Raw genomic sequence first — 26,138 nt, 5'->3', positions numbered from 1 at the left:
TCCCCCAAACTCCTCTTCTCTATTTTATCTTTGATAAGATCTTGTCGGTTATCTTATCAAGGGCCAATGACTCACAGGATGCACCAAGTTCGAATGCTTTTTTCGGCATTCCATAAACAACCGATGTGTCTTCATCTTGTGTAATCGTAAATGATTTATTTTCTTTTAGTTTTAATAATCCCTTAGCACCATCAGCTCCCATACCTGTTAATAATGCAGCAGTAACACAATGAGATTTAACTTTTGCTAAGTTTTCAAAAAGGTAATCAACACTAGGTTTATGACCTGAATATAGTGGTGTTTCCTCATCTAACTTGATCGCTAAATTCTTAGTTCCTATTACACCCATATGGATTCCACCAGGTGCAATATAGACGGTATTATTTTTTAATTCCTCACCATCAACTGCTTCCTTTACGGTAAATGGACATAATTCATTAAGTCTATTTGCAAAAGCAGTAGAAAAAACTGGTGGAATATGTTGAACAATTAAAATAGGTGGAAATTGCTTTGGCATAGTAAGTAACAATTGTTTAATTGCCTCTGTTCCACCTGTCGAGGCCCCAATAGCAATAAGCTGTCCTTCTTGGAAATTGAAAGTACCTTGACCTTGCCAACTTGATAAACGTCCTCTCTTACTTTTTACAATACTACTATAAGCAAGATTAATTTTTTCCGTTAAGGCTTTTTTGAAATTGAAGATATCGTCAAAAGAAGGCTTCTTTATATAATCAAAGGCACCATCTTCAAGACACCTCATAACAATATCACCATCACTCTTACTTACAGAACTAATTAAAATTGTTTCTACCTTCAGATTACTTGGCAGTCGCTTAATTACCTCGTGACCAGACATTTTAGGCATATTAATATCAAGTGTGATAACATCTGGCCTAAGCTCTTTAATCTTATCAAGGCCATCTTGACCATCTACTGCCTCTCCAACAATTTCAAAATCATTATTATCCACAAGACATTTCTTAATAAGCTTTCTAACAGTTGCCGAATCATCTACAATCAGAATTCGTTTCTTTGCACATTTATTAAGTTGAACTGGTGAATTTACATCAGTATCAGTTCTAAAAAATATGGACTGGCCAATATTTTGGAAACCTTCATATTTTAATAATGTTTCGGATAGGCCAAGAAATAGGTATCCCTTATTAACAATACACCTATTAAGACTTTTCATGACCTTGTTAATTTGCGCTTCATTAAAATATATAAAAACATTACGACAAAGAACAAAGTCAAATTCTTCTTTATATTCAGGACTATCATCATTTACAAGATTATGTGTCTTAAAACGACAATATTTCTTAAGATCATCACTAACTTTTACAAAGTCAGAAATATCTCCACTTCCCCTATACCAATTCCCAGCAAGATACTCTTTTGGTACTTTTTGCAGCTCTTTCCAATAATACACACCCTTTTGAGCATGCTTAATAGATGCTTCGCAAATATCTGTCCCTAAAATTTCAAATGTAAAACTCGGATCAATTTTTTTAAGATGATACTTTAACACCATCGCCAGGCTATAGACTTCGTCACCTTTACTACAAGCAGCACACCAAATGCTAAGCTTCTTACGACCTTTAGATTTTGCTCTTTCAATTATTTTTGGCAATGATTTAACAATGAAATCAAAATGGCCCTTTTCACGCATAAAGAAAGTGTAATGAGTAGTTAGTAGCGATATAAGAGCATTCTTTTCTTGATTGCCTGGTTTCTTGATGAGAGTTAAATATTCATCAACACCATTCAATTTTAATTCTACGATTCTCTTATCAATACGAGATTTAATCATGGCGTTGTTTTGCGCTGTAAAATGCGCTCCACTCTCTTTTGCCATAACATCAGCAATCTCAATATAGCTTTTTGCTAAACTACCCATTATCTCTATCTCTCAACTACTTCTTCTTAAACCGCTTTATCAAATCGATCATCATCTTCACTAGGATATTCTTCACTTGATACTTCCATAACAGGATCATCTGCTGTTTCGGCAATAGCTACTTGTTCATAACTATCTTCTTCAACAATCTCTGGCTCAAAACTTGGAAAGTCTTCCTCAGTTTTTACAGAGTGACTTGCTGTTGGCTGATAAGTATCTTCTGTTTCAAAACTAGTCGTTCCAATAGAATCAATTAAATCATCTTTTGATACTTGGCTTACATGAACTTTGCCTCCAAGTACTTCACTTTCTAGTTCTTCAACAATATTATTTAAGATAGTAGTCTGTTCAGATAAGCTATCTGCAAATCCAGACGTCTCTTGAGCAATCGTAGAGTTAGAATGAGTAACTTCATCTAACTGATTCATTGCTACAGTGATATTATTAATACCTTCAGCTTGTTCTTGAGATGCTGTAGAGATTTCGGCCATTAATTTAGTAACAGCTTCAACATTGCCAACAACCTGGTCAAGAATTCTCCCACAACTTTCAGATACGTCTACACCTCTTTCAACACTAGATTTTGCATCTTTAATAAGTGATTCAACATTTCGTTGTGTCTCTTCTACAATAGATTGTACTTTCTTAATTGATCCACCAAGTAGGTCCTCAATCTCAAGTGCAGCGTTACCACTCATCTGAGCGAGATTACCAACCTCTTCAGCAACAACAGCAAATCCCTTCCCATGTTCACCGGCCCTAGCCGCTTCAACAGAGGCATTAAAAGATAATAGCTTTGTTTGGAAAACAATATCGTTAATAACATTTGTTTTCTCAGAAATTTCCTTAATAACGTCAACGATCTTAACGATCTCTTCGTTACTACGGCTCATTTCTTTCATGATATCTTCATTATTACCGTTGATTTGATCAATAGCATTTACCATATCATTTACGGCAAGCTTACCTTCCTGAGCAACTTTTTGAGACTCATCAGCTTTTTCAGTTGACGTTCTTGCACTCTCAACACTCTTATTTACCATTGCTGAGATTTCATTTAATGTTGCAACAGTTTCCTGAATAGCACTTGCTTGCTCCGTTACAGAAGACGAAACTTTAGATGAGGCCATCGACATATTAGTACTCGATTTTGCAGTTACTTGTGATGACTCTCTTAATCTCATACTTAGATCAACAATAGCCTTAATTGATTTAGAGAAGTTATATTGGAAACCAAATGCGAATAGAGCAATAACCCCAAATAAACCTAGAACAGTATAAGTGACTTGATTTTCCTTTACCTTAATTCCAGCAACTTTTTCTTCAATTCTCTTATCCACAAGATTTACAACACCATCAATGAGAACGATTGTCTTTCCAGCATACTCTTGTGATAATTTCATGTGACGATTTAATTCAAGTTGATTGTCATATAATTTTTTAAATGTGCTTACATAACCATCTATAGATTTATTAAAGTCATCAACAATATATTTCTTATAATTTCTCTTAACTAGCTCATCTTTGATTCTTTGTGACTCGGCCATTGCACGCTTAACATATTTCTCAGTTCTTCTAAGGAGAAAATCTTTTTCATATCTTCTTAGACTTAGGAGAGAAACCATAAAGGAATCACCCAAGTTATAGTTTTTAATATGCTCCTCGATGTTGCGAGCATAACTTCTAAGCTCTCCTCTTAATCCATCTTTAGAATCATCTTCAATCTTAGTATGCCTAGCTATTTCTTTGAAATTGTCTTTATATGCTAAATAGGCTTTATCTATTGCTGGCCAATCGACCTCAGCAGCAAAGTCAAACTTCGTTTCCTTTATTTTATTAAGTAATTTATCATTATAACTTGAAAACTCGTGAAACTGCTCAGCTGCAAATTCATCTTTAGTGATCACAAACTCTTTTTCATATGAGATTTGTTCAACGATATTCTTTGCCACAATTCGGAATGAATCCTTTTTCTCAAGGTCCTTATTAATTGTGTCGGTAAGGCTGTCAACTAACCCATTAAAAGAGTAGATTGTAATACCTAAACCAATACCAAACATAAGAAAGATCCCTAAGAAACTAAGAATAGTCTTCTTACTCATTGATAGTTTTGTCTTTGACATAGTTTTCCCCAAAATTTTGTTATATCTTTTCTCTATTAAGCTGCTTTTTTTGCTAAGCCAGTTAATTCGTCAATGTTTAGAATTGACTCCAGTTCAACAAGCTGAATAAGAGTATCTGTTTCACTATGTCGATAAACGCGATTTAGACGATCTCTTTTCTTCGTTTCAATTGATGCAACTTCTTGAATTTTATCCTCATCAACAGGAAGAACTTTACAAATATTATCCACAACTATTCCAAGGCATAATTCTCCAAACTCTACGATAATTACGGCTTCTTCATTTGACTCTGAAGGCTGTACACCAAGTCTTGTACGCATATCAATAATAGAGATAACTTGACCTCTAAGATTCATAATACCTACATAATACTTTGGACTAAATGGTACACTAGTCGTCTCTGGTAAAGAGATTAACTCTCTAACTTGTAACAGAGGAATTGCGTAGTGCTCTTCTCCAAGTTTAAATTCTAAGTATCTTTGTGTTACATCTGTCATTTCTTTTTCCATAATATCCCCACATCAAATGCTTAAATTAAGCGACGTTTCTTATTGAACTTTTATTTTTTACTTTTGCGACTTTATCAACCACTAATTCTTTTAGATCTAAGATTAAAGCAGGCTTACCATTACCCAAGATAGAGCTTCCCATAAAGCCTTGCGTATTTTTTATGTCATTACCTAAACTCTTAATAACAACTTGTTGTCTTCTTAGAACATCATCTACAATTATAACGAAGTCCATATCTTCAGTTCTAACAACAAGAGCAATTTCATTCTTATTATCTTCTTGTGGCCTATGTCCTAGTAACTTACTTAACCTGAAGGCAGGCATTACTTGTCCTCTGAGAACAACACAACCACCAACATTATTTACCTTGCGATAATTTTCTTCTGTTACAGATAAAGTCTCATGGATTAAATTAAGTGGAACAACGTAGTTTTCACTACCAACTCTTGTTACCATCCCTTCAATAATTGCCATTGTAAGTGGTAGTTTAATTCTAAAAACAGAACCACTTCCTAATACGGACTTAACTTCAACAGCACCAGAGATGTCTTGGATATTTCTTTTAACAACATCCATTCCAACACCACGTCCTGAAATCTCACTTACTGCTTCTTTAGTTGAGAATCCTGGAGCAAAAATTAGATTTATGGCATCTTGATCTGCAATTTTATCGGTGCTTTTAATAATACCTTTTTCAATTGCTTTATTTCTGATAACGGCCGGGTCAATTCCCTTTCCATCATCATTAACTTCAATCACAAGACTATTACCCTCGTGATATGCTTTAATTTGGATTTCACCTTTTTCAGATTTACCGACAGCAAGGCGGTCGTCGCTAGTTGCTTCAAGCCCGTGGTCAACAGCATTTCTAACGATGTGGACAAGAGGATCAGAAAGTTGCTCTAAGATATTCTTATCAACTTCAGTATCCTCTCCAACAATATTTAAATTTACTTTTTTACCAAGAGCCTTTGATGTATCTCTTACAATTCTTTGTAGTTTTGAGAATGTCGTCTTTAATGGAACCATTCTCATCTTCATAGAGATATCTTGAATTTCTTTTGTGATTTTTGCTAAGTGGCTCACACTCTTACGTACATGATCATCAATAACTAGATCATCACATTCACTAAGTACTGTTTGAAGAATAACAAGCTCTCCAACATAGTTATTTAATTTTTCAACTCGGCTAACACCAATTCGAATTGTTTCTTCTGGCTTAGCTGGTTTTTTAGGAGCTGCAGCAGCCTGTTTGGGCTCTACTTTTTGTTCTGCTTTTTTCTCTTCTTTTTTAGTTGACTCTTCTTTCTTTACAGACTCAATAGGAATAACATTTTCTTGCGGCTTCTCTGCACTAACAGGTGCTATTAAGTCCACTTCTTCACCAGCGGCATCACCATATAAGAGGCGGTCTAGATCACTAATATCATCATTACTTGGACGAGTTGCTAGCGCTTCCTCATCTTCACCATCTTCATCACTAGCAAAAATCTCTTCTAATTCTTCTTCCTCAAGATCATCAGAGTCCTCAGACTCATGCGAATCATCTTCAGCAACGACTTCCTCGTTAAAGTCTTCAGACTCCTCAGGAAGATTTGATATTTTTAATTCCTCATGCTCAAAGTCAGCACTACCAACAGATTTGATAAGTTCAATAATTTCATCGGATTCAAAACGGGCCTCAATATCTTCTCTAAGGCCTACGATCATATGATTTAAATGGTCAGAACATTTTAGAAAGACATCAATTACATCAGCAGAGATTTCCACCTCTCCTTTCTTAACTTTTAAAATCAACTCTTCCATTTCGTGTGTGAACTCTGCCACATCACTAAACTCAACGGCCCTTGAAGTCCCCTTAAGGTTGTGAGCAAGACGGAAAATCTTATCAACATGATCATCAGGGTTTTCAACACCTGACTCAAGTTCAAGGAAAGATTCCTCACAGTCTTCTAGAAGCTGAATTGCCTCTTCAAGGAAATCCATTTTTAATTCTAATTCAAACTCATCCATAAATCACATCTCGTTTGGTTTTTATCTCATCTATTTTTCGGACATATTGAAAAATAAATTAGTGTTTTTGGGCACTTATTAAAACTTTCTGTAAATAATCTTTACTTCTTAAATACTTATCATTTCATTCAAAACCTAAGTTATTAACTATTCGTTAACACCTAGGAGAATATAAATATAAAATGAACCCATTTTAGTTGCTAAAGGGATCATTAGTGATTCATATTTGTTTAATTCGATCTCATCAAAGTTTTCTCTCAGTAAAACTGATGGTATCGCTCGGTCTATGACAATTCCTTTATTTTGATTTAGTGTGGCCTTGGCCTGCCCAAGAGTAATATTTGTGAATTCAGCAATAGCGTCCTTCACATCTTCATTAAGTTCCATATACTCTTCACCAAAAATGGCATTATAAATACTAATGAAAACAGCATCGGGAAAACAAATCAGTAATCTTCCTTCAAACGCCTCATTTTGAATATCAATTGATCCAATTATTCCTATTTCATAACTTTCAAAGTCCTTGGCCTTAGAGACTTTCCCAGGTAAAACCTTCAAATTTGCCTGAACTCCAAAAGTATCAATAGCTGCTTGAATAAATGGGTTTACAAAGTTTACATCAAGAACAATTCTCTTCTTTTTAAGATTAAGTTCTTCTAACTTACTAGTAATTGAATCTGTAAAATTGAATTTCTGATCAACGAAATCACTCTTTAATTCTCTAACTAGCTTTGGCTTTGCATTGATTGTATAAATTAAGATCTTTCTTTCCTGCGCAGAAGAAAATAACCTAAAAATCTCATTATAAATATTTGGTGAGATATACTCGACTTTTTTGAAGTCTAGTATAATCAACTTATCCTTTTCATCTTCTAAAATAGCATCAAAGATCATTGCAAGTGACTTAACACAATCCTGATCGATATCTCCCGAAAAGACTAATACGGAAAAGTGGTTTTTGGTAATCCTCTCTACCATGCCCATTACAAGCTCTCCTCGTTATCCTTGTGGAAACCTTTTTTTCAGTGCTAACGACAGTCTCTTTTTAAAAGAATCTGAGTCGAATGGTTTAATTACGTATCCATCAACGTCACTTGCGATAGCTTCTTGAATTTGGGCAACATCTTGTTCGGCAGTAACCATAACAAATGGCATTTCTTTGAAGTTCTCACTCCCTCTTATTGTTTTTAACAAATCAAGTCCGGTAGCATTTGGCATACTCCAGTCAGAGATAATAAATGTGATTTCGTGAGGTCCACCTTTGTTTTCGACAATCTTTTTTAAAGCATCTTTTCCATCAACAGCCTCAACAAACTTGTCAGCACCTAGATCACGCAACAGCTTCTTAACGATCTTTCTCATTGTGCTCATGTCGTCCACAATTAAGAAAGAGAACTTCTTTAAATCGTACATTTCTTTATCTCCTGGGGAATGTATATTTCCTACTATAACACCGTGATATCACTCTAAATATTTGGTACGTTCTTTCCCATAAATATTTATCAATGAGATTTTCACTGAAAACTTAGTAACTATGATGACTTATCGGAGATATTGAGATTTTTTTTATATTGATTTATGTCAATGTTTTACTTTTGCTAACATTTCTATAAACAAATTCCCTTACAAACAATGAGACTTATTTTGACTCTAATTATTGTCACCAAAAATTGCTGTTATATAAGTTCAATATGTTACGGCCGTTTACACACTATACAGCTATAGATAAGGTTTACACACCTACAGTTATATCAGTTAGTTATGTGATACAACCTAAGAATGAAACAATTCACTATCCTCACATTATTCTTAATTAGCTTAACGATCTCTGCTGCAAACCCTGAAATTTCAGAACCAGTGAAGGAAGAAAAAGAGAGTAAGTTTACTTATTTTCTAAAGAATTACCTAACCAAAGAGAATATAAAGCGTAATCTTGTGGATGCTTTTAATAGTTTAACTATTAGCCTCGATACCGATATCTTCAAGATCGACTTATATGATGGCCTAAGTTTGAAAGGTAAGTATGAATATGAAGTCGACAAGTCTTATATTCCAGGCCAATACACAAGACGTGACAGATTTGAATTTAAAATAGATCACGATAGCAAAAGAACATTTTTTCCTGAATTACAATCACCTCTATTTTTAAAGGGGAATCGTAAAAACGAAGTTATTATTTCACGTCAATATGTTAAAAAGATTGATGCTATGAAGGCACTACCATTTAACGTTGCCAAGCTACCTATTAGAGCTAAATACGTTGATCGTTTAAATGAAGGAGACTTCATTTCCATACCGGCTTCAATGGCACTTACTACAGGTTTTTCATATAGTGACGTTGCTCCTGTCTTAAAAACTGGTCTCACTGGTTTTTATACATTTGCAGGAGAATTTCTTATTCAAGTCTATAAACTTGAAGATCAAAAAGTAAGAGTTAAGATTATTGCAGAAAAGAAGAAGGCCAGAGGACTTAGTTTTAAAAGTAGCTTTGGTGTCGAATTATTCAGCTTCGAAATTCTAGGATTTGATGTTGATCATGAATATAAAATAGACTGGATCAAACTCGATACATCGAAAACAAAAGGTAATATTATTCTATCTGACTATGTTTTTGATCTCAAAGATGAAGAAGTTCGTAAGGTCTATAATAATCTATTCAATAATGTATTCAAATTCAAAGAAGCAAAACTTCTTGCTGAATCATTAAATACAGATCTTCTCGATCGCTACTACGTAGTAAACCTTGAAGATGTCGATCGTCTTGCAGTTGCAGACAAAGACCTAGAAGCTCCAAGAGTTGAAAGAGTCTTTAAAGGTCACAACCGCTATACCTCAAATTCATCAGGGGTCACTCTAGACTTAGATTTTCTAAAACTTAGTTCACGTGGCCACTATATTAACAACCGATTCAACTTCGAGAGATTAGATGGCTCTACAATCGCCTTCTATTATCCTAATTATACGAAGAGATCAGAATCCAAAATCACAATTCAAATTTTTGATACAAAAGAAGAAAAGGTTCTCTCTTATTATGGCCTTACTTCTTCTCATGAGGATCATAAATTCTTAAATGTCGGGATGAACTTCATAAGACGTGACAATGAATTTAGAAAGTCAGAGCAAAGAAGATATAAGAAGGTTCTGGAAGGGATTGTTCCTGAACGTTTCAAGAAGGATGTACTAGATAGTATCTCACTAGAGAGGAGATACGTTAACTTTAGTTCAAATCTTAAGATGATTTTTAAAGGCCCTGCCTTTTCAGTATTTGATAAATACACTCTGGAAGAATTCATCTCAATCATGCAAGAAAAGTTAAAAGGTAAAGACGTTATTCGTTTATCAAATCGTCACCTTCATAAGACTGATCACTTTTACACGTGGCAACTTGAGCGTGAGTACTTAAGGAAATCAAAAAAGTTAGCTGAGTACTTCTACAATATTATTAAGAGTGATTCTCCATATCAAGAAAAAGTGGAGAAGTTCACAAAGAAGCTCAAGAGATTAAGAAATGAATACCATGTTATGCAAATACTTGCAGATCTCCTACCACAAGATAATCTGGAGGATTACCTCTATTTTGACTTACTAATTACAGATGATTCTGAAACATTAGTTGATCTACAATTTGGAACTAATGACTATAAAGAAATTTATGGCCAATTAGAATACCTCGATCGATATATTCGACGAAATGGTGAAGATTTAAGAATAGACACAAGAATAGAAGATATCCAGATGTCCATAAATGATTAAAAAAAAGCCGCTTATCTGAGCGGCTTTTTTATTATTTAACAAATTCAACGTGAACTGGTTTTTCATTAAGCTCTTTCTTAGCAATTCGAGCCTTCTTCTTTTCCTGTCTCTTCTTATGAGCAGCTTCTTTTTCTTCCCAAGCTTGACGACGAATTTCTTTCTCTTTCGCCTTCTTAGTCTCAGCAATATCAGTTAATGATTTGTAATATGTTTCTTTTCTGAACTTCGTGAAGGCCTTATCATCAGCTGCAGTACAGTTTTGATGACCTTTCTTTTTAAGATTAACTGATTTTTTACTTGAAATGTATTCAACAGCTTTTGCCGTTTTATTTCCAACGTTATCGATACCAATAGCTGCAAGAAGACTCTTCTTTGAAACTAAACGATATGAACCTGGGGCAATTCCATCAACTGTTAGTCCACCAATTGCAACACGCTTTAGTTTATCAACAGTAAGTCCCGCACCTTCACACATGCGACGAATCTCACGATTCTTTCCTTCAGTAATTCTGAACTCTAACCAAGTCTTTGTTTCAAGTTGCTTAATAACTCGAACCGCCTTAGGTTTTGTCATAACACCATCAATATAAACACCAGCTCTTAATTTCTTGAGAAGGAATTCATTAACAGCACCAAAGATTTTAACTTCATAGACTTTAGTTAAATCTGAACTTGGGTGAATAACAAGGTTTGCAAAATCACCATCATTTGTCATGAGAAGCAGACCTTCTGAAAGGTAGTCCAGACGACCTACAGGATAGATCCTCTCACTGATCTCTTTACAAAGATCAATAACAGTCTTTCTACCTTCTGGGTCATTAACAGTTGTCATAACACCACGAGGCTTATTCATAACCATATAGATTTTTTCAACAGCACCAAGATCAGCTGCTTTACCGTCAACTACGACCGCATCAACTTCAGGTGCTACTTTTGTTCCTAATTCTCTAATTGTGATTCCATTAACTTTCACACGACCTTGAACAATTAAATCTTCGGCCTTCCTACGTGAAGTAATTCCACAATCAGCAATAAATTTTTGTAAACGTACTAGTTTAGACATTTGATACTCCTATCTGCCATCACGGCGGTTAAAAGGTTATAAAGAAAAAGCTTACGCATAGATAGAACTAAACGTAAGCTTTTACAAGTATTTAAGTAATTATTTCTTGATTATATATTACTCAGGACGTGAGTCTGAATCTTCTAAGTCCTTGTTATTTAAGAAATCAAGGTCCAGATCCAAATCACGGGCCCCATTAATTAAATTCTGAGTTGTTTCATTGATGCTATCATCAAGGTCAACGGCCATCTCATCCTGAGGCAGTGAAGTCTCTCCACCAAAAAGTTTAGAGAAGGCATCATCAAGGGCCTGGGCCAGCTCATTAGCTTCATTGTCCGTTTTCGTTTCATCGATAATTGCAATTTCTTCAACTTCTTCAACTTTCTTCTCAGTTGATTCAGGAGTTAAGATTTCTTCGGCCACTTCACTAAGGGCCTCATTAACAGAATCTTGAGCTTCAACTTCTTGTGCCTCAATCTCAGACTCATCTTCATTATTATCTTCAAATTCTATTGGCTCATCTTTTATGACTTCACCAGAATCTAGATCGATCATTTCAAAGTCATCTTCCTCTTCTTCAGGTACATTAAATGGACCTTTAGAAAGATCTTCAATAACTTCAGGACAAGTAATGGCAGTGAATATTTCAGAGCTAGCTGACTCTTTATTAGCACCAGTAACTAGAGAATTATCAAGATGTTGCTCAAGTAGGTCAAAGGCAGTTAGAGATACTTCATCTCCTTCCCCTTTCTTACGTTTTCTTTCTTGAACTCTAAGTGATTTTGTAAATGCTGTTTCAGAATCAATCGACTTAATTGATGCTGCAATATTATCAAGTTCTTCAATTTCATCTTGGTCAAAGCGCGACTTAAGGTCAGCATTAACAAGAGTTTTAATATCTTCAATTTTCCCTACACCTTGAGTAGCAATTTCAGATAGCTCGTGCTCAGGTGGTAGTTGATCAATATTTGCAAGATTAAATACTTCTAAAAACTCTGGAGTCGTTCCATAAAGAACTGGTCTACCGACTTCATCTGAGCGTCCTGCAACTTTAACAAGTCTCTTATCCATAAGTCCGCGCACAATATGCGAACTATCAACACCACGGATCTTTTCAACTTCAATTTTTGAAACTGGTTGCTTATAAGCAATAATAGCGAGTACTTCAAGAGCTGTTGGAGATAAAACAAGCTCGTTAATTTTAAATAAATCTTGAACATATTTAGAGAAAGTTGCTTTCGTTCTAAATTGATAACCATTAGCAACTTCTTGCAGTCGAATACCATGATGCTTTAACTCGTATTCTTCCTGAAGTCTTGAAATTGCTTCGTGAACTACTCTCAGTGGAATATCATCATCAATTAGAGCCTTAATCTTCATTAATGGAACAGGCTTATCGCTCATGAAAACAATTGTTTCAATTGCACCACAAATTGTCTCTTCGTTAAGGCCAGTTCTCGCCTTCCAAAGCTTATCTTCTTGAAGTTTTTCATCTGCAAAGTCTGACTCTAATTTTAAGTATTCTTCTGGATACTCAAGATCATCATCTGAAGGCACAAGGGCCATCTCAAGCTCTTCAAGCATCTCTTCATCTGTCGATACAAACTCTAAGTTTAAATCTTCATTCATTGTGTTGTTTTCCATCATAAATCTCTCTAAATATGTATGCTATTGTTGTATTGCTTGTTCTAGTTCTTGAGCATCAATTTGCTCAGCTGTATTTTCATCTTCAAAACCATCTGCCTGAGTTACGTCAAAGTCATCGAGTGATCTAACAACATCAACATAGACTTGACCAAAGTTTTCATTTTGAAAAATCTCTAGTCGCTTAAGTCTTGCTAGCTCTAATAATGAAATAAAAGTGATAACAACGTTATCAATCGTATTCTTACCATCGGCCGAAACTTTTGCAGTACTCTCACCAGTCGTTGTTGCAATTCGACTATTGCTATCGTTTTCTAAAAGCTCTTCTAAATTAGTTTTCTGACCAACTGATAAATAACTCTTTAAGAATTCTAGTTTTTCTTTAATCGATAAACGATCTCTTTTAACAACCGTGTACTTACGATTTTGACGGAAAATAAAGTCAATCATCGTATCAGTTAACTTCTCGAGATCCATTGGTGTAAGAATTGAGTTTACAATCTCTTTGCGATTAATCTTTGGCTTAACAAAGATATCAACACCTTTTTGTGGTAGCTCCATCAGGCGTTGTCCCATTTTTTGATAAAGAGCTAACTCCTCAAGGCGGCGAACAAGTTCTGCATGAGAAGTGATATTAAGAGAGCCTTCTGCTCCTAGTTGATTGTGCAGTTTTGCCTGCTCTTCTTCTGTGACGGCATTCTTAGATTTAAGTAAAACAAGAGTTGCAGCTAAGAATAAATAATCACCTGCAATATCGAAGTTTAACTCTTTCATATTTGCAAGATAATCCAGGTACTGCTTTGTGATCTTTGTGAGATCAAGCTCCTTAATTGACATCTGCTCCTTCTGAATTAATAGAAGAAGTAGAGACAAGGGGCCATCAAACGTATCCGTTTTAACCTTAATCGTTGTGTCTAACATGTGTTAATCCCTCAAAATCCTATTGCTAGGAAAGAATAGCTGCAAAACCATTCATTAAAATCAATCCAAGCCCCATTACTGGTCGAATCACATAGCCTAAAATTGGTGTAAACCAAAGTACTAGGATGAAAACGAAGCTAAATCTTTGGAGCTCTTCATATTTGCGTGCTGTATTGTAGTCTAAGTATGCTGCTACCATCTTTGAGCCATCTAATGGCGGAAATGGAATCAAGTTGAATACTGCTAAAACGACATTAATCATTACAGAGTATTCAAGCATTTGTATGAATTGTGATTTTAGTGAGAATGTAGCAGGAACATAGGCGTAAACCATTCCAAAAAGAAGAGCAGAAAACACCATCAGCAATAAATTTGCTCCAGGGCCTGCAAAGCTAACCCAAAAAAGTCCTGACTTAATATTTTTAAAGCGGCGAACATCCACAGGAACTGGTTTTGCCCAACCAAATGGGATCCATCCAGCAAAAATAGCAACAAGTGGAAAGATAACTGTTCCCACAAGATCAATATGTGGAGCTGGATTTAAAGTTAAGCGCCCAAGTCTATCGGCCGTATCATCTCCATATCTCTTGGCCATCCACCCGTGACCAAACTCATGAAACGAGATTGCCAGTAAGAAGCCTGGTAAGGCCAACGTCAATTTATTTATTATCTGCATTAAATCCATCGCAATAATCTACCAAAAACCACGGGAATCGACAAAAAATTGCGACGCAAAATGAACGGAATGTAAGACAAATTAAAGAAATTTACCCATTTTTTGCCCAAGCCACTGTAATTTCAAAATTTTGCTATAATAAAGATATGAATTCACTGCATAAAAAAGTCCAAATTATCACTCTGCACAAAGAGAAAAAGGCCCTCCTTCTCCTTGAGATGAAAGCCGATCGAGGATTTGGTTGGCAAAATGTAACAGGATCTGTTGAGTCTGGAGAAGATATTTTCACTGCGGCCAAAAGAGAACTCTTAGAGGAAACGGGAATTGAGGAAGCTGAATTAGTTCAACTCTCCCAAGAATTTAAATTTCATGATCGTTGGGGAAAGGATGTTATTGAATATTGTTTTGCGTCCCTCACTAACAAGGATGAAATAACAATATCAAAAGAGGAACACCAAGGTTTTAAATGGCTTCCTATAAACGAAGTCCAATCCAAAGATTTTAAATACGAAAGTAATTTTCTAGCATTTCAAGAGGCCATAAATTGTCTAAGTTAATTCTTCTCCAACTATTGATGACTACTCTTCTCTTTTCAAATGCAAGCCATGCAAATGAAGAGAAGCTCTTTAACGACCTATTAGAGCTTGGTCGAGAAGATAATGCTCAAAAAATCAACTATCGTAAGCGCTTTAAATACACTAAGAATAATTTCAAAGTACGTACATTTCGAAGTGTTATTTTAAAGAATTCTCTCGTTGAAAACCTAGAGGGAACAAAGTTTTACCGAGTGCCAAAGAATACGATTATTCGTACACAAGAAATAAGACCAGGATCAAAATACTATTACCTTGTTCCTAAAAGCGGTGAAATGAAGGATGTTAAATATGTCACACAAGGACAAAATTTAAATCACTTAGAGAATATTCTCACCTTCCATGAGAAAACATTTAAACCCTTTAATCGAGAAAAATTTAAGGCCGTTGAATTTGATAAAAAACAAATCCATACCTACTTACACGCTCAAGCAGGAGTTGGTTCTTCATCGCCTAATTTCTTCACAGATGGCCTATCTCTTAATGCTACAAACTTCACTCTTGAAGCAGGTGTCGAGACATTTAAGGACCTTCCAGTATTTGTAAACTTCGAGTACCTCTCACAAAATAGCGGACAAGAAGTTCAATTCAATACTTACTCTATAGGCTTAAGAATTGAATACCGTTATCGTATTAACAATGACTCATTTATGACGGCCGGACTTGGGGCCAATCGCTCACTATATTCTTCGGCCGAAGTATTTGGTCAGTCAGTAGACCACTCTCTTGACTCTTTTGGCGCCAACTTCAGCTATAATTACAAAAGTTATTTCTTAAGTTTTGATTTAAAAAAACAAACATATACATTTGATGCAAATGTCTTCTTTCCAAATACATCACTTACTGATGATAATTCAGCGACAATGCTAAGTCTCAGTATAGGAAAGGAGTTTGAGGTTTCCATATGATAAAAGTATTCCTAATACTCTTACTGTCTTTTAAGACTCTTGCAACTCAAGGAATTATACGAGTTCATGAAGCACCAGTTGTAAGCGAGCCCAATGCCAGTGGAAGAATTCTTATGCGCATCAGAAAGGGTGACAGTGTTTATTTACATCCGAACTATCTAAATAATGAAAACTATTATGTTACGTTAACGAGAGATGGACGAAAAGCCTATATTAGGAAAGACTTCATTAAGCTGGTTTTAAATAATGACTCAGAAGAAATTGGAAACACAATCTATGTGAAGAACGACCCAACTGATTATGTAATAGATGAACCAATTCCTGATGAATATCCCCTAAAGGGCCATCCTACAAACCGGGCCCAAGTGGACCTTATATTTAAGCAAGGGCCAACTTCGCGTTACGGCTACACCTCTCAAGTTGAAAGAGAGAGCAATGGTTTTGAGGGTAGTCTAAATATCAAATACTTAAGACCTGCAAGCTTTGATGACGAAAACCGCCTCTACTTTGGCTTCTATGGTGGTATCTCAACGGGACAGAGTGAGTATCAGTTAAATGGAGATATTTTTACGAAAGAAAGTAGTTCAATTTTTACATTAGGACCTGTTGTTTCATACACCTTTCATAAAAGACAATACTTTGAAATCGAATCGATGCTTCAAGTAGGTGTTAATTATCAAAGACGTTTTATTTCTCAGGATGACCAGACAAATTCCATTGCTGAAGAGAAGTTATTTTCTGGCATGATGTTCAATATTCGCCTTGCAGTTAATCTATCTCATAAAAGAGCATTCAGCTCAAAACACACCTACTTCTATCACGGCCCAGTGATTGATATTAAGCTTCCATCAACACTTGACTCTGATGCTCAGTTTACTCATGGGCAACTATGGCCCTCACCTTCCGTTTCAACAGAGCTTGAAGGAACCTTTGGCTATAATGTCGGAATCACCTATCGTTACTAGGGTTTAGACGACCTAGGTAGTTTTTTCCCCGTCTAAAAGAAAACTCATATATTTTTAATTAATAAATTTAAGTGTCGATATAGTTAGTGTCATTGTTTTAGCAAGGATTGCTAAGCATAAATCAGGAGGAAGATTATGACAGTTTCATACAAAGGCACAGAAGTACTATTCCAAAAATTAGGTAATAACTGGTTTATTTTCGCTGAGATTAACGATGAGGTTGTTTACTCAACGATGCCAGACGGAATGGATCCTTATTCAACAAAACTAGAACTATATGAAGTAATTGAAGATCACATGAAAAGAGTATCATCAATGAAAAAGAGCTCAGCTGAAGCTGCAGCTTAGGATATCCAATGGGTGTAAAAAAATACACAAATTTATACATGGGTGCTCGCTCACACGAGCATGAAGCACCCACTACATCAAAAGAGCACAATAAGCAGCAAGACAAACTTGAGATCGAACAATTGAAAAAAGCTATTGCTGATCGATTCAAAGATCCAGAACAAGTCAAAAAAGCTGCACGCATTATTGAAGAAATGCTCAATCGCTAAGAATTCAATAAAATTCTCTTAATCCAAGTATGTAGAATCTCTTAATAGAGCCTATAATACCTTGCCTGAGCGACTTGAATTTGATAACTAGGTGCAATAATCATTTAGGAGTTCAAGTTGCCAGTAAAATCAGACGCTCAAGAAGCGACAAACGATCCATTTGCTTATGAACAAAATAAGGATAAGTCTTTTTCAAAAGACTTCCAATACAAGCATCGTAATCCATACCACGATAAACTAACTGAATTTAGTGAGTTCGTTCTTCGAGATGAAGAGGCCGAAGAATACCAAGGGAAATGGAATAGCGAAGTTTTCAAACAAGATGGTGAATTATGTCTTGAGATTGGATCTGGTTACGGACACTTCATGCTCCAATACTGTGACTCATATCGCGACCAAAACTTTGTCGGACTCGATTATCGTTTTAAGAGAAGCTACGCCCTAGCAAAGAAATTAAAATCACTACCATATAGAAATTTCAAATACTTAAGAGCAAAAGGTGAAAGAATTGAGCATCTTTTTGCTGAAAACGAGCTTGATAAGGTTTTCTACTTCTTCCCTGATCCATGGCCGAAGGCACGTCATCACAAGAAGAGACTTTTTCAACTTCCTTTTTTAGAGAGAGCTTACAAAGTTATCAAGCCAGGTGGATACTTCTTTGTTAAAACAGATCACGATGGATATGCTGAGTGGATGAAGGAAGTTATTGAAAAGCAGGATCTATTTGAACTTGAATTAGAAACTAAAGACCTTTGGAATGATGCTCCAGATCACTTACTTTGCCAATTTAAGACGAAGTTTGAGAAAATATTTATCGAGCAAGGTGTAAATATTAAAGCTTTTGTTCTAAAATCCAAAAAAGCAAATTAATTAGCTAGGTTAGTCACACACATGTCTTTACAACAACTGCGCGAAAAAATCGTCAACGAGATCCCGATTTCAGATTTAATCGAGCGCTATGGTGTGCACTTAGTTCGAAAGGGAAATAATCTCTATGGAGTCTGCCCTTTCCATGATGACACAAACCCTTCTATGTCTGTCGTCAACGATAAACGAATGTATAAATGCTTCTCATGTGGAGCCGGTCACAGTCACTTTGACTTTGTTATGAACCTGCAAAGCATGGAATTCATTGAAGCAATGAAGGATATATGTGACAAATTTGGAATTGATTTTGACTCTTACACAAATAAGAAAGAGAAATCCAAAGAGTTCATTTATGCTGAAAAACTACTTAAGGTGGCATCAACTATATATTTTCAATCTGGCCGAAACCTCAAGCCAGAGCAGTATCTAGACTTTCTAAAAAATCGTCACTTGAGTGATGAGATTGCTGACCTCTATCAACTAGGGTTTGCCCCAAAGAAGAATAGTGTCTATGACTATGTATGCTCTCTTCCCAAAAAAGACCGAAATGAAATTCTTCAAACGGCCTTAAAAATAGGAATTATTAAACACAATAAAGATAATGGGTCCCATTATGATACTTTCAGGGAGCGTATTATGTTTCCTATTTGGGACCACTACGGTAAAGTTATTGGCTTCACAAGCCGAAGAATTCACGAGTATCAACACGCTAAGTACATGAATTCTATAGAATCGTTCATATTTAATAAGAGAAACCTACTCTATGGCCTCCATCTTGCAAAATCTTTCATTAGAAAGCGCGATAGCGTTATCGTCGTAGAAGGAAATATGGACCAAATTGCAACTTACAAGAAAGGATTCGAAAATAGCGTTGCCATCATGGGTACGTCCCTTGGTGACAATTCCCTGCGCACACTTAAGTCTATGACGAAAAATATTTATTTCGCTCTGGATAATGATGAAGCAGGATATAAAGCATCGCAAAGAACAAACCGCCAATTCTTGGAACACGGTATTTTACCTAAGTTTGTCGACTTATCTCCACATAAAGATCCTGATGACTTTCTTGATAAAGAAGGTACTCTTGCTTTCCAAGATCGAATTGATAATGCCCAGGCCTTTATTGACTATGAATTTAACAAGTTGCTTCCTAAGCGACCAATAGAGATTCTCGACGAAAAGTTAAATCTTCTTAAACAAGCCTTTGATATTGTTTCACCTCTTGGCAATGACCTTAATGCCAATGAAAGGCTTGTCTCATGGGCAAAGAAACTTGGCCTAGAGTCTAGTAAAGAGAGTATTCTCGATAACTATGGACAATTCTTAAAAGATTCGAAGAGCTCAACTTTTCAACCTAAAATTACTAATCAAAATACCCCGCAAGAGGAACCTCCTGCATACGATGAAGATTATATGGCAAACTTTGTGGAAGACTCTGCAAACGGGATGCCAAGTTACCCTGAAGAAGAGGATAAGATTTCCAAAACAGAGGAAACTTTATTACTTGCTATCATTGAACATCCGGATTGCCTTGAGTATGATGAAATGACCGATCTACTTGATTTTATGCAGTCAGATAGGGTAAAAGAATATATTTTGAATCTAAAAAATTTAATCTTTGAGATAGATCAGAGGGAATTTAAAAACTTTGCACTTTCGAGTTCTTCCGAATACGGCCTTGAAGAAATTATCAAAAAAGGCATTATAAAAAATAAAGGAATCCAACTAGAAAAAGAGAAAGCTGTAAAAATAATTAATGACCTTCGAAAAAAATTAATTAAAGAAAATCTTAGAGAAAAAAGACAACTCCTAAAGTTAAAAAGAAGTGAGATAAAAACTCAATCTGAATTAACTGAGTTGTTAAAAGAGATTCACGACATCGAAAAAAAGTTATTTACTTTGAAGTAAAAATTGGAGAAACCGAACATGTCAAGTGCTGCACAATTTTTAAAATCAAAGGGGTTTGAAAAACTTATCTCTAGAGGTAAGGATCAAGACACCCTGACTCCAGAAGAAATCAATGATGCGATTCCAGCAAGTATCATTGCTCCTGAAGAACTTGACCTCATCATGCTTGCTATCAACGAAGCTGAAATCGAAATTACAGAGCAAGAATTTGAAGAAGAAGATGAGGGGATCAAACTTGATGGTACAGAAATTATCGAAGAAACACTTTCTAAAGAAGAGAAAGCTGAACTTAGAAGTGCCTCAACTGATCCAGTAAAATTATATTTAAAGAGAATGGGATCTGTCGCTCTTCTAACAAGAGAAGGCGAAGTTGTAATTGCAAAAGAAATTGAAGAAGGTGAAAGAGAAATTATTCTTTCATGTCTAAAGTCTTCACACGCAATCGCAGAGATCATCACTCTAAAAGATCGTATTACTGAACTAGAAAACCCGACAGAGTTTGTTAGAGAACTTGTACGTGGTCTTGATGACGAATCAACTCAAAAAGATGTTGATAAAGTTAAGAAGACAATCATCAACCTTTGTGATGAATTAACAAGTATCTACAATGAAAACGTTAATGAAGATGATGGAACATTTGAAAAATTCTCTAAATCAGAGAAAGAAAGAATGGACCGTATTGCAACAGATCTTGCTGATCTAACTTTCAATAGAAAAATCATTAATAGCTTTGTTGAGCCAGTTAAGAAATACTATCTACAATTTAAAGACCTTTACGAACAACAAGATCGTATCTTTAAATTCCTTGAAGTAGAGACAATTGAAGCATACCGTGAACTTCATGAGAAGATTATGGAAGACGATGCATTTAAACGTGCATTTGCAAAAGAGCTTTTCACAACAGATGCTAAAGTAGAACAACTTGTTCGTAACCAGGAAGATATCCTTAGAAAACTAAGAAGATTATCTCAAGAAGCTGGAATGAGCTTTGATGATATCGAAACTGTTTATAAGATTATCACTAATGGTGAAGAAAGAGCTGACCGCGCGAAAGCTCAACTTGTTGAAGCCAACTTAAGACTTGTTGTTTCAATTGCTAAGAAATATACAAACCGTGGACTACAATTCCTTGACCTAATTCAGGAAGGAAATATTGGTCTAATGAAAGCAGTTGATAAATTTGAGTATCGTCGTGGTTACAAGTTCTCAACTTATGCAACTTGGTGGATTCGTCAGGCAATTACTCGTGCCATTGCTGACCAAGCAAGAACAATCCGTATCCCAGTTCACATGATTGAAACAATCAACAAGATGGTTAGAACTCAAAGACAACTTATCCAAGAACTTGGGCGTGAACCAACTCCAGAAGAAATTGCTGAGAAAATGGAAATGCCAGTAGATAAGGTTAAGAAAGTTCAAAAGATCTCTAAAGAGCCAATTTCTCTTGAAACTCCAATTGGAGAAGAAGAAGATTCATCTCTTGGAGACTTCATTGAAGATAAGAAGATCATTTCACCTGCCGATGCTGTAATGAGTATTACATTATCTGAGCAAACTCGTTCAGTACTTTCAACTCTTACACCAAGAGAAGAAAAAGTTCTTAGAATGAGATTTGGTATTGGTGAAAAGTCAGACCACACTTTAGAAGAGGTTGGTCAAGACTTCTTCGTTACTCGTGAGCGTATTAGACAAATTGAAGCAAAAGCGCTTCGTAAGCTAAGACACCCATCGAGAGCAAAACTTCTAAAATCGTATATCGAAAATAGTTAAGTATTTTAGGCCCCTATTCAGGGGCCTTTCTTTTTAACAGAACAATGACTATTACATTCTCTAATTTTACGTTATAATAAGACTTTTAAAGATAAAGCTTATTTATGACACAAGAACCTGGACTCGATCTAGCAAAAAAATATTTTACGACGTTGGCCATTTCTAAGGCCAGAAAACTTCTCGGCTATGGAAAAGTATCCCTTTCATTTAAGAAAGGTAGTCTTGATGGTTACCTCATCACAACAGGAATCATTAAAGAAGATCGTCCTTACGAATCTAAAGTCGTCTATAAAAAACGTCTTGAAGGTACTGATGAGCCACCACTTTCAACCACTTGTGATTGTTTAGAGTGGACAGCTGAGAAACATTGTCATCATACTGCGGCCCTATTTATGTATTATATGGCCACTTCTGGCGACCAAAGTGACAATAGTACACAACTTCCCCCAATCGGAGGATATGGTGTCTACCCTCTTGAGTACGGAACTATTATTAATGGCCCGCATGAATTAGAAAATGCTCCACATGGGCCAACATATTCAACTCTTAATTATTCACTTACTAATAAGAAGACGATTGAATTTCCAATTCCTGAAACATTAAACGGAAAACTTGTCTTTAATATCGCTCCTAATAAAGAGCAGCGAATTGATTTTCAAGACGACTTAAAATCAAGTATTCGCTTTGCTATTAAAGAGGACGATAAAACCCATCGTAATATAAGCGTTTTTGAAAACCTTTATCTCTTCAATTGGGATACTGGTGAACTCTTCTCTCTTCCAAGTGAAGTAAGAGAATTTGTATCATCTCTAAGATCTAATATTCACTCTTATAAAATTGATGATGCACTAAATCTCGCCTACTCAGAAAGATTAAAAAAGTATATTTCCTTTGAAGTAGAAGGTAATGAATTTGATATTAATGAAATTGAGTCCCCTGATTTAAGAGTTTATATCAATAACTCTCAGAGAAAGGGATATAATAACTTTTCTGTAGAGTTCTTTAATAAGGAAGATAAGAGAACAAGACCACCACAATTCTTCTCTTCCCTTACTTTTGAAGGTGGATACCTCGATTTATTTAGAAAGAAAAGTGAAGCATATAACTTCTTAAGAGAAGTTCAGCACTATTTTGAAACAGGTGTTGATAGTTACAAGAAATCTCTTTCTGGTAAGAGTAAAAAGTCAGCTTGGATTCGTATCATCTCTGAAGTTGTAAGCAAAGAATATACACTTAGCTTTGATCATGAAAATCATAAACTCTATAAATATGATAATAAACTTCAACGATTAATTTTTAAAATCATGGTTACAGAGTTTGGAGATCATTTCTTCCGCTACTCTTATCATTATAGAGATAGTAACGAAGTTATTTTTCAAGTTTCCATGTCTCAAATCACTCAAGGACTTTCAAAACTATTTAGTGTGACTAAACCTTATGGTGTTGAGATCTTTTACGATAATAATGAACTCAAAAGCTGGAACTCTCGTATTCGCTTTGAAAGAAAGCAAATTGGACGTTCAGGCTGGTTTGATCTCGAGTTAGAGATCGATGAGCTCGATCAAGATGTTATAAAGAATGTCGATCTAGAAAATAATATCGCCATTACAAAAAGTGGCGTCGTCCTTTTAAATAATGAGCAAAAGGATCTTTTAAAGTTTGTTCAAAAATATACAAAGTTTGAAGCAAAAGAAGAAGTACAGGAAGGTAAATTCAAAAAATTCATCCTACCATTTTCTCGCGCAAGAATATTTGAACTTTTTGAACTCAAAAAGATTGGGCTTGAAGGAGCTCTAACAGATGAAGAAGTTGCACTTTGTGAACGTCTACAAAACCTTGAAGGTATCCCTGATTACCCACTATCAAAGCACTTTGATGATATTTTAAGGCCATACCAAAAAACAGGATATAATTGGCTAAACTTTCTTTATGAAAATAAGCTTGGAGCCTGCCTTGCCGATGATATGGGTCTTGGTAAGACTATTCAGACAATTGCTTTTATCGATAGCATCTATGACGAAATCGATAAGGTTCTAATTGTTTGCCCTGTCTCTCTCCTACTGAACTGGGAGAATGAGTTTAAGAAATTTTCAAATATTGATGTCCATATTTATCATGGCGCAGATAGAGAGCTTCCAGAAGATGGTAAAGCAAAAGTTATTCTAACTTCATACGGTATCTTAAAGAGAGAGCTTGAAGCTGAATTTGAAGAAACAAATTATGACATTCTGGTTCTCGATGAAGTCCAGCATTTAAAGAATATGAGATCTCTCGGTGCTCATTCAGCTAGAAAGATTAAAGCAAACTTTAGAGTTTGCCTCACAGGTACGCCTGTCGAAAATGATTTGGCAGAATTCTATAATATTATCGACTTAAGTATTCCTGGAATTTGGGGAGATCTACGATTTATAAGATCGAGCTCAACACCTAAGTCACGAGTATATGCTAGAAAAACAGCTGCACCTTTTATTCTTAGACGAACAAAGAGCCAGGTTCTGACAGACTTACCTCCGAAACTAGAAAATAATGTTCTTCTTAGCTTCAATGATGAGGAAGAAGAATTTTATAAGAATAAACTTCAGTCAATTAAGAACAATATTAATAATGCTCCAAAGAATAAGAAGTATGGTGAGATTCTAAAAGGTCTTCTCGAACTTAGACAAAGTTGCCTTTGGCAAAATCATTCGAATAAGATGACAAAAAATATTCGAAGCTTGGCCTCTACTAAAGTGGACTATCTCATTGAAAGTTTAGAGCAAATTGTTGAAGAAGGTCATCAAGTCATTATCTTCTCACAGTTTACAACATATCTTGATATCATTGGTTCGGCCTTTGACGAGCAGACTTGGAAGTACTCTAGAATCGATGGCTCTCTTAACGTAAAAAAACGTCAAGCGGCAGTTGATGAGTTCCAAAGTGGAAAAACGAAGTTATTTTTAATCTCTCTTAAAGCCGGTGGTGTTGGTCTAAACCTAACAGCAGCAAGTTATGTATTCATAATGGATCCATGGTGGAACCCAGCAGTAGAATCTCAGGCCATTGACCGAGCTTACCGTATCGGTCAGAAAAATACTCTAAACGTTTTTAGGCCAATTATTAAAGGCTCTGTTGAAGAGAAAGTCTTAAAGTTACAAGAGATCAAAAGAGAGCTATTTAAAGAACTTCTTCCTGAAGATGAAGATGAGTTATTTAGCGGTAAATTAACAATGAAAGACTTTGAAGAGCTCTTTAACTAGACTTCAAGCGCTCAATTTCTTCATGGACAATATCTTTTAGCTCATCACGGCAAAAAATAAATGGCCCATTAAGCTTCTTGTCTGCTAGATCAATGATTTCATCAGAATAAATTCCTCTTGAATGACATATCACTACTCCAGCGGCGATATCCCAAATATTCTTATCGCGAAATGAGATAACACATTCACATGCGCCTGCGGCAAGAAGTCCAAGTTTAAAAGCGATTGAGCCGAGTGGAGCAATACGGAAATTCTTCGAGAAGTCCTTCTTATATGCACCCTTCTCCCACTCTGAACGAGAAATCATTATATTTATAGCATCAGCATGGGCATGTCGACTTCCCAATGGAAACTTCACATCACTTGTAATTTCAAACCCTGTAAATGGATTATAGATCCAGCCAAAGTTTCTTTCATCTTTGATATCTGCCGAATACAATATCGCCATCGAAACTGCACATTCACCATAACCTTTGGCAAACTCACGTGTTCCATCAATTGGATCAAGCACAATGACAGGAAATTCAAAACGTTCCTGATCTTCTTCTGAAAAAAAATTATAATTATGACCAGACTCTTCAAAGACCTTCTTTATATAGTCCGAAACAAAAATATCAAATTCAGTAACAATACTCTTATCTGCTTTTCTTTCAATGGACATATCTCCCCAAGACAAGCTTTCTAGTTTATTGTGAATACCTTCTTTTATTTTATCTAATTCATTTCGATACATA

At 35.6% G+C, this 26,138-nt stretch carries 21 protein-coding genes and 1 pseudogene; 11 read left to right on the top strand and 11 right to left on the bottom strand.

The genetic code is table 11. From position 1 onward, the window contains the following. Positions 1–19 precede the first annotated feature (19 nt). The 6 genes from cheB to BALOs_RS01720 all read right to left on the bottom strand — a co-directional run bounded on the left by cheB (position 20) and on the right by BALOs_RS01720 (position 7,956). A complete protein-coding gene (gene cheB, locus BALOs_RS01745; RefSeq protein WP_120404126.1) occupies positions 20–1,897 on the bottom strand; it encodes a chemotaxis-specific protein-glutamate methyltransferase CheB in 1,878 nt (625 codons plus the stop codon). A 26-nt stretch (positions 1,898–1,923) separates the two neighbouring features. Then, positions 1,924–4,020 carry a methyl-accepting chemotaxis protein gene (locus BALOs_RS01740; protein ID WP_120404125.1) on the bottom strand — a complete coding sequence of 699 codons (2,097 nt, stop codon included), beginning with the start codon at positions 4,018–4,020 and terminating at the stop codon, positions 1,924–1,926. A 35-nt stretch (positions 4,021–4,055) separates the two neighbouring features. After that, positions 4,056–4,529: a chemotaxis protein CheW gene (locus tag BALOs_RS01735; protein ID WP_115362070.1), complete on the bottom strand. Its 474-nt coding sequence runs from the start codon at positions 4,527–4,529 to the stop codon at positions 4,056–4,058. Positions 4,530–4,554: 25 nt separating this feature from the next. Then, positions 4,555–6,543: a chemotaxis protein CheA gene (locus BALOs_RS01730; RefSeq protein ID WP_120404124.1), complete on the bottom strand. Its 1,989-nt coding sequence runs from the start codon at positions 6,541–6,543 to the stop codon at positions 4,555–4,557. A gap of 147 nt (positions 6,544–6,690) precedes the next feature. Beyond that, positions 6,691–7,527 (bottom strand): chemotaxis protein CheX, encoded by an 837-nt coding sequence (locus BALOs_RS01725; protein ID WP_115362074.1) that lies wholly within the window; start codon positions 7,525–7,527, stop codon positions 6,691–6,693. A 15-nt stretch (positions 7,528–7,542) separates the two neighbouring features. After that, a complete protein-coding gene (locus BALOs_RS01720) occupies positions 7,543–7,956 on the bottom strand; it encodes a response regulator (RefSeq protein ID WP_115362076.1) in 414 nt (137 codons plus the stop codon). A 366-nt stretch (positions 7,957–8,322) separates the two neighbouring features. On the opposite strand from BALOs_RS01720, the gene BALOs_RS01715 reads away from it, so the two are divergent. After that, a complete protein-coding gene (locus tag BALOs_RS01715) occupies positions 8,323–10,296 on the top strand; it encodes a hypothetical protein (protein WP_120404123.1) in 1,974 nt (657 codons plus the stop codon). Positions 10,297–10,327: 31 nt separating this feature from the next. Here the strand turns inward: BALOs_RS01715 and BALOs_RS01710 are convergent, their stop codons facing one another. The 4 genes from BALOs_RS01710 to BALOs_RS01695 all read right to left on the bottom strand — a co-directional run bounded on the left by BALOs_RS01710 (position 10,328) and on the right by BALOs_RS01695 (position 14,609). Further along, positions 10,328–11,359 carry a pseudouridine synthase gene (locus BALOs_RS01710; RefSeq protein WP_115362080.1) on the bottom strand — a complete coding sequence of 344 codons (1,032 nt, stop codon included), beginning with the start codon at positions 11,357–11,359 and terminating at the stop codon, positions 10,328–10,330. A gap of 117 nt (positions 11,360–11,476) precedes the next feature. Continuing rightward, positions 11,477–13,006 carry an SMC-Scp complex subunit ScpB gene (scpB, locus tag BALOs_RS01705; RefSeq protein ID WP_120404122.1) on the bottom strand — a complete coding sequence of 510 codons (1,530 nt, stop codon included), beginning with the start codon at positions 13,004–13,006 and terminating at the stop codon, positions 11,477–11,479. Positions 13,007–13,027: 21 nt separating this feature from the next. After that, on the bottom strand, positions 13,028–13,924 hold the full coding sequence (locus BALOs_RS01700; protein WP_115362084.1) for a ScpA family protein: 897 nt from the start codon (positions 13,922–13,924) through the stop codon (positions 13,028–13,030). A gap of 25 nt (positions 13,925–13,949) precedes the next feature. Beyond that, entirely contained in the window at positions 13,950–14,609 is a 660-nt protein-coding gene (locus BALOs_RS01695) for a site-2 protease family protein (RefSeq protein WP_115362086.1), read from the bottom strand. A gap of 137 nt (positions 14,610–14,746) precedes the next feature. Here BALOs_RS01695 and BALOs_RS01690 point away from each other — a divergent pair, with 137 nt between their 5' ends. From BALOs_RS01690 to BALOs_RS01650, 10 genes and pseudogenes are all read left to right on the top strand, one after another. After that, positions 14,747–15,157: an NUDIX domain-containing protein gene (locus tag BALOs_RS01690; RefSeq protein WP_120404121.1), complete on the top strand. Its 411-nt coding sequence runs from the start codon at positions 14,747–14,749 to the stop codon at positions 15,155–15,157. Then, a complete protein-coding gene (locus BALOs_RS01685) occupies positions 15,145–16,101 on the top strand; it encodes a hypothetical protein (protein WP_120404120.1) in 957 nt (318 codons plus the stop codon). Before BALOs_RS01690 ends, BALOs_RS01685 begins: the two co-directional genes overlap by 13 nt. After that, the gene (locus BALOs_RS01680; protein WP_115362091.1) at positions 16,098–17,066 is read left to right on the top strand and encodes a hypothetical protein; all 969 of its coding nucleotides are present in this window, start codon (positions 16,098–16,100) and stop codon (positions 17,064–17,066) included. Before BALOs_RS01685 ends, BALOs_RS01680 begins: the two co-directional genes overlap by 4 nt. A gap of 135 nt (positions 17,067–17,201) precedes the next feature. Continuing rightward, positions 17,202–17,414 carry a hypothetical protein gene (locus tag BALOs_RS01675; protein ID WP_115362092.1) on the top strand — a complete coding sequence of 71 codons (213 nt, stop codon included), beginning with the start codon at positions 17,202–17,204 and terminating at the stop codon, positions 17,412–17,414. An 8-nt stretch (positions 17,415–17,422) separates the two neighbouring features. Continuing rightward, complete coding sequence (locus tag BALOs_RS01670) at positions 17,423–17,623, top strand: hypothetical protein (RefSeq protein ID WP_115362094.1); 201 nt, start codon at positions 17,423–17,425, stop codon at positions 17,621–17,623. 117 nt (positions 17,624–17,740) lie between these two features. Beyond that, positions 17,741–18,493 (top strand): tRNA (guanosine(46)-N7)-methyltransferase TrmB, encoded by a 753-nt coding sequence (trmB, locus tag BALOs_RS01665; RefSeq protein WP_115362096.1) that lies wholly within the window; start codon positions 17,741–17,743, stop codon positions 18,491–18,493. 21 nt (positions 18,494–18,514) lie between these two features. Next, positions 18,515–20,398, top strand: a complete 1,884-nt coding sequence (gene dnaG, locus BALOs_RS01660) for a DNA primase (protein ID WP_120404119.1) — start codon at positions 18,515–18,517, stop codon at positions 20,396–20,398. A gap of 18 nt (positions 20,399–20,416) precedes the next feature. After that, positions 20,417–20,758 (top strand): annotated as a pseudogene (locus BALOs_RS15535) (RNA polymerase sigma factor region1.1 domain-containing protein); the annotation flags it as partial. Further along, on the top strand, positions 20,732–22,168 hold the full coding sequence (rpoD, locus tag BALOs_RS01655; RefSeq protein WP_233500263.1) for an RNA polymerase sigma factor RpoD: 1,437 nt from the start codon (positions 20,732–20,734) through the stop codon (positions 22,166–22,168). The pseudogene BALOs_RS15535 and the gene rpoD, both read left to right, overlap by 27 nt. A gap of 104 nt (positions 22,169–22,272) precedes the next feature. Beyond that, on the top strand, positions 22,273–25,404 hold the full coding sequence (locus BALOs_RS01650; protein ID WP_120404118.1) for a DEAD/DEAH box helicase: 3,132 nt from the start codon (positions 22,273–22,275) through the stop codon (positions 25,402–25,404). On the opposite strand, the gene BALOs_RS01645 is transcribed toward BALOs_RS01650, so the two are convergent. Then, positions 25,397–26,137, bottom strand: coding sequence for an inositol monophosphatase family protein (locus BALOs_RS01645; RefSeq protein WP_120404117.1), 741 nt, complete (start codon positions 26,135–26,137; stop codon positions 25,397–25,399). The genes BALOs_RS01650 and BALOs_RS01645 overlap by 8 nt on opposite strands. Position 26,138: the final 1 nt, after the last annotated feature.

It is taken from the genome of Halobacteriovorax sp. BALOs_7, assembly GCF_003612895.1.
GTDB classification, from domain to species: Bacteria; Bdellovibrionota; Bacteriovoracia; order Bacteriovoracales; family Bacteriovoracaceae; genus Halobacteriovorax_A; species Halobacteriovorax_A vibrionivorans.
This window is presented reverse-complemented; position numbering and strand designations above follow the sequence as displayed.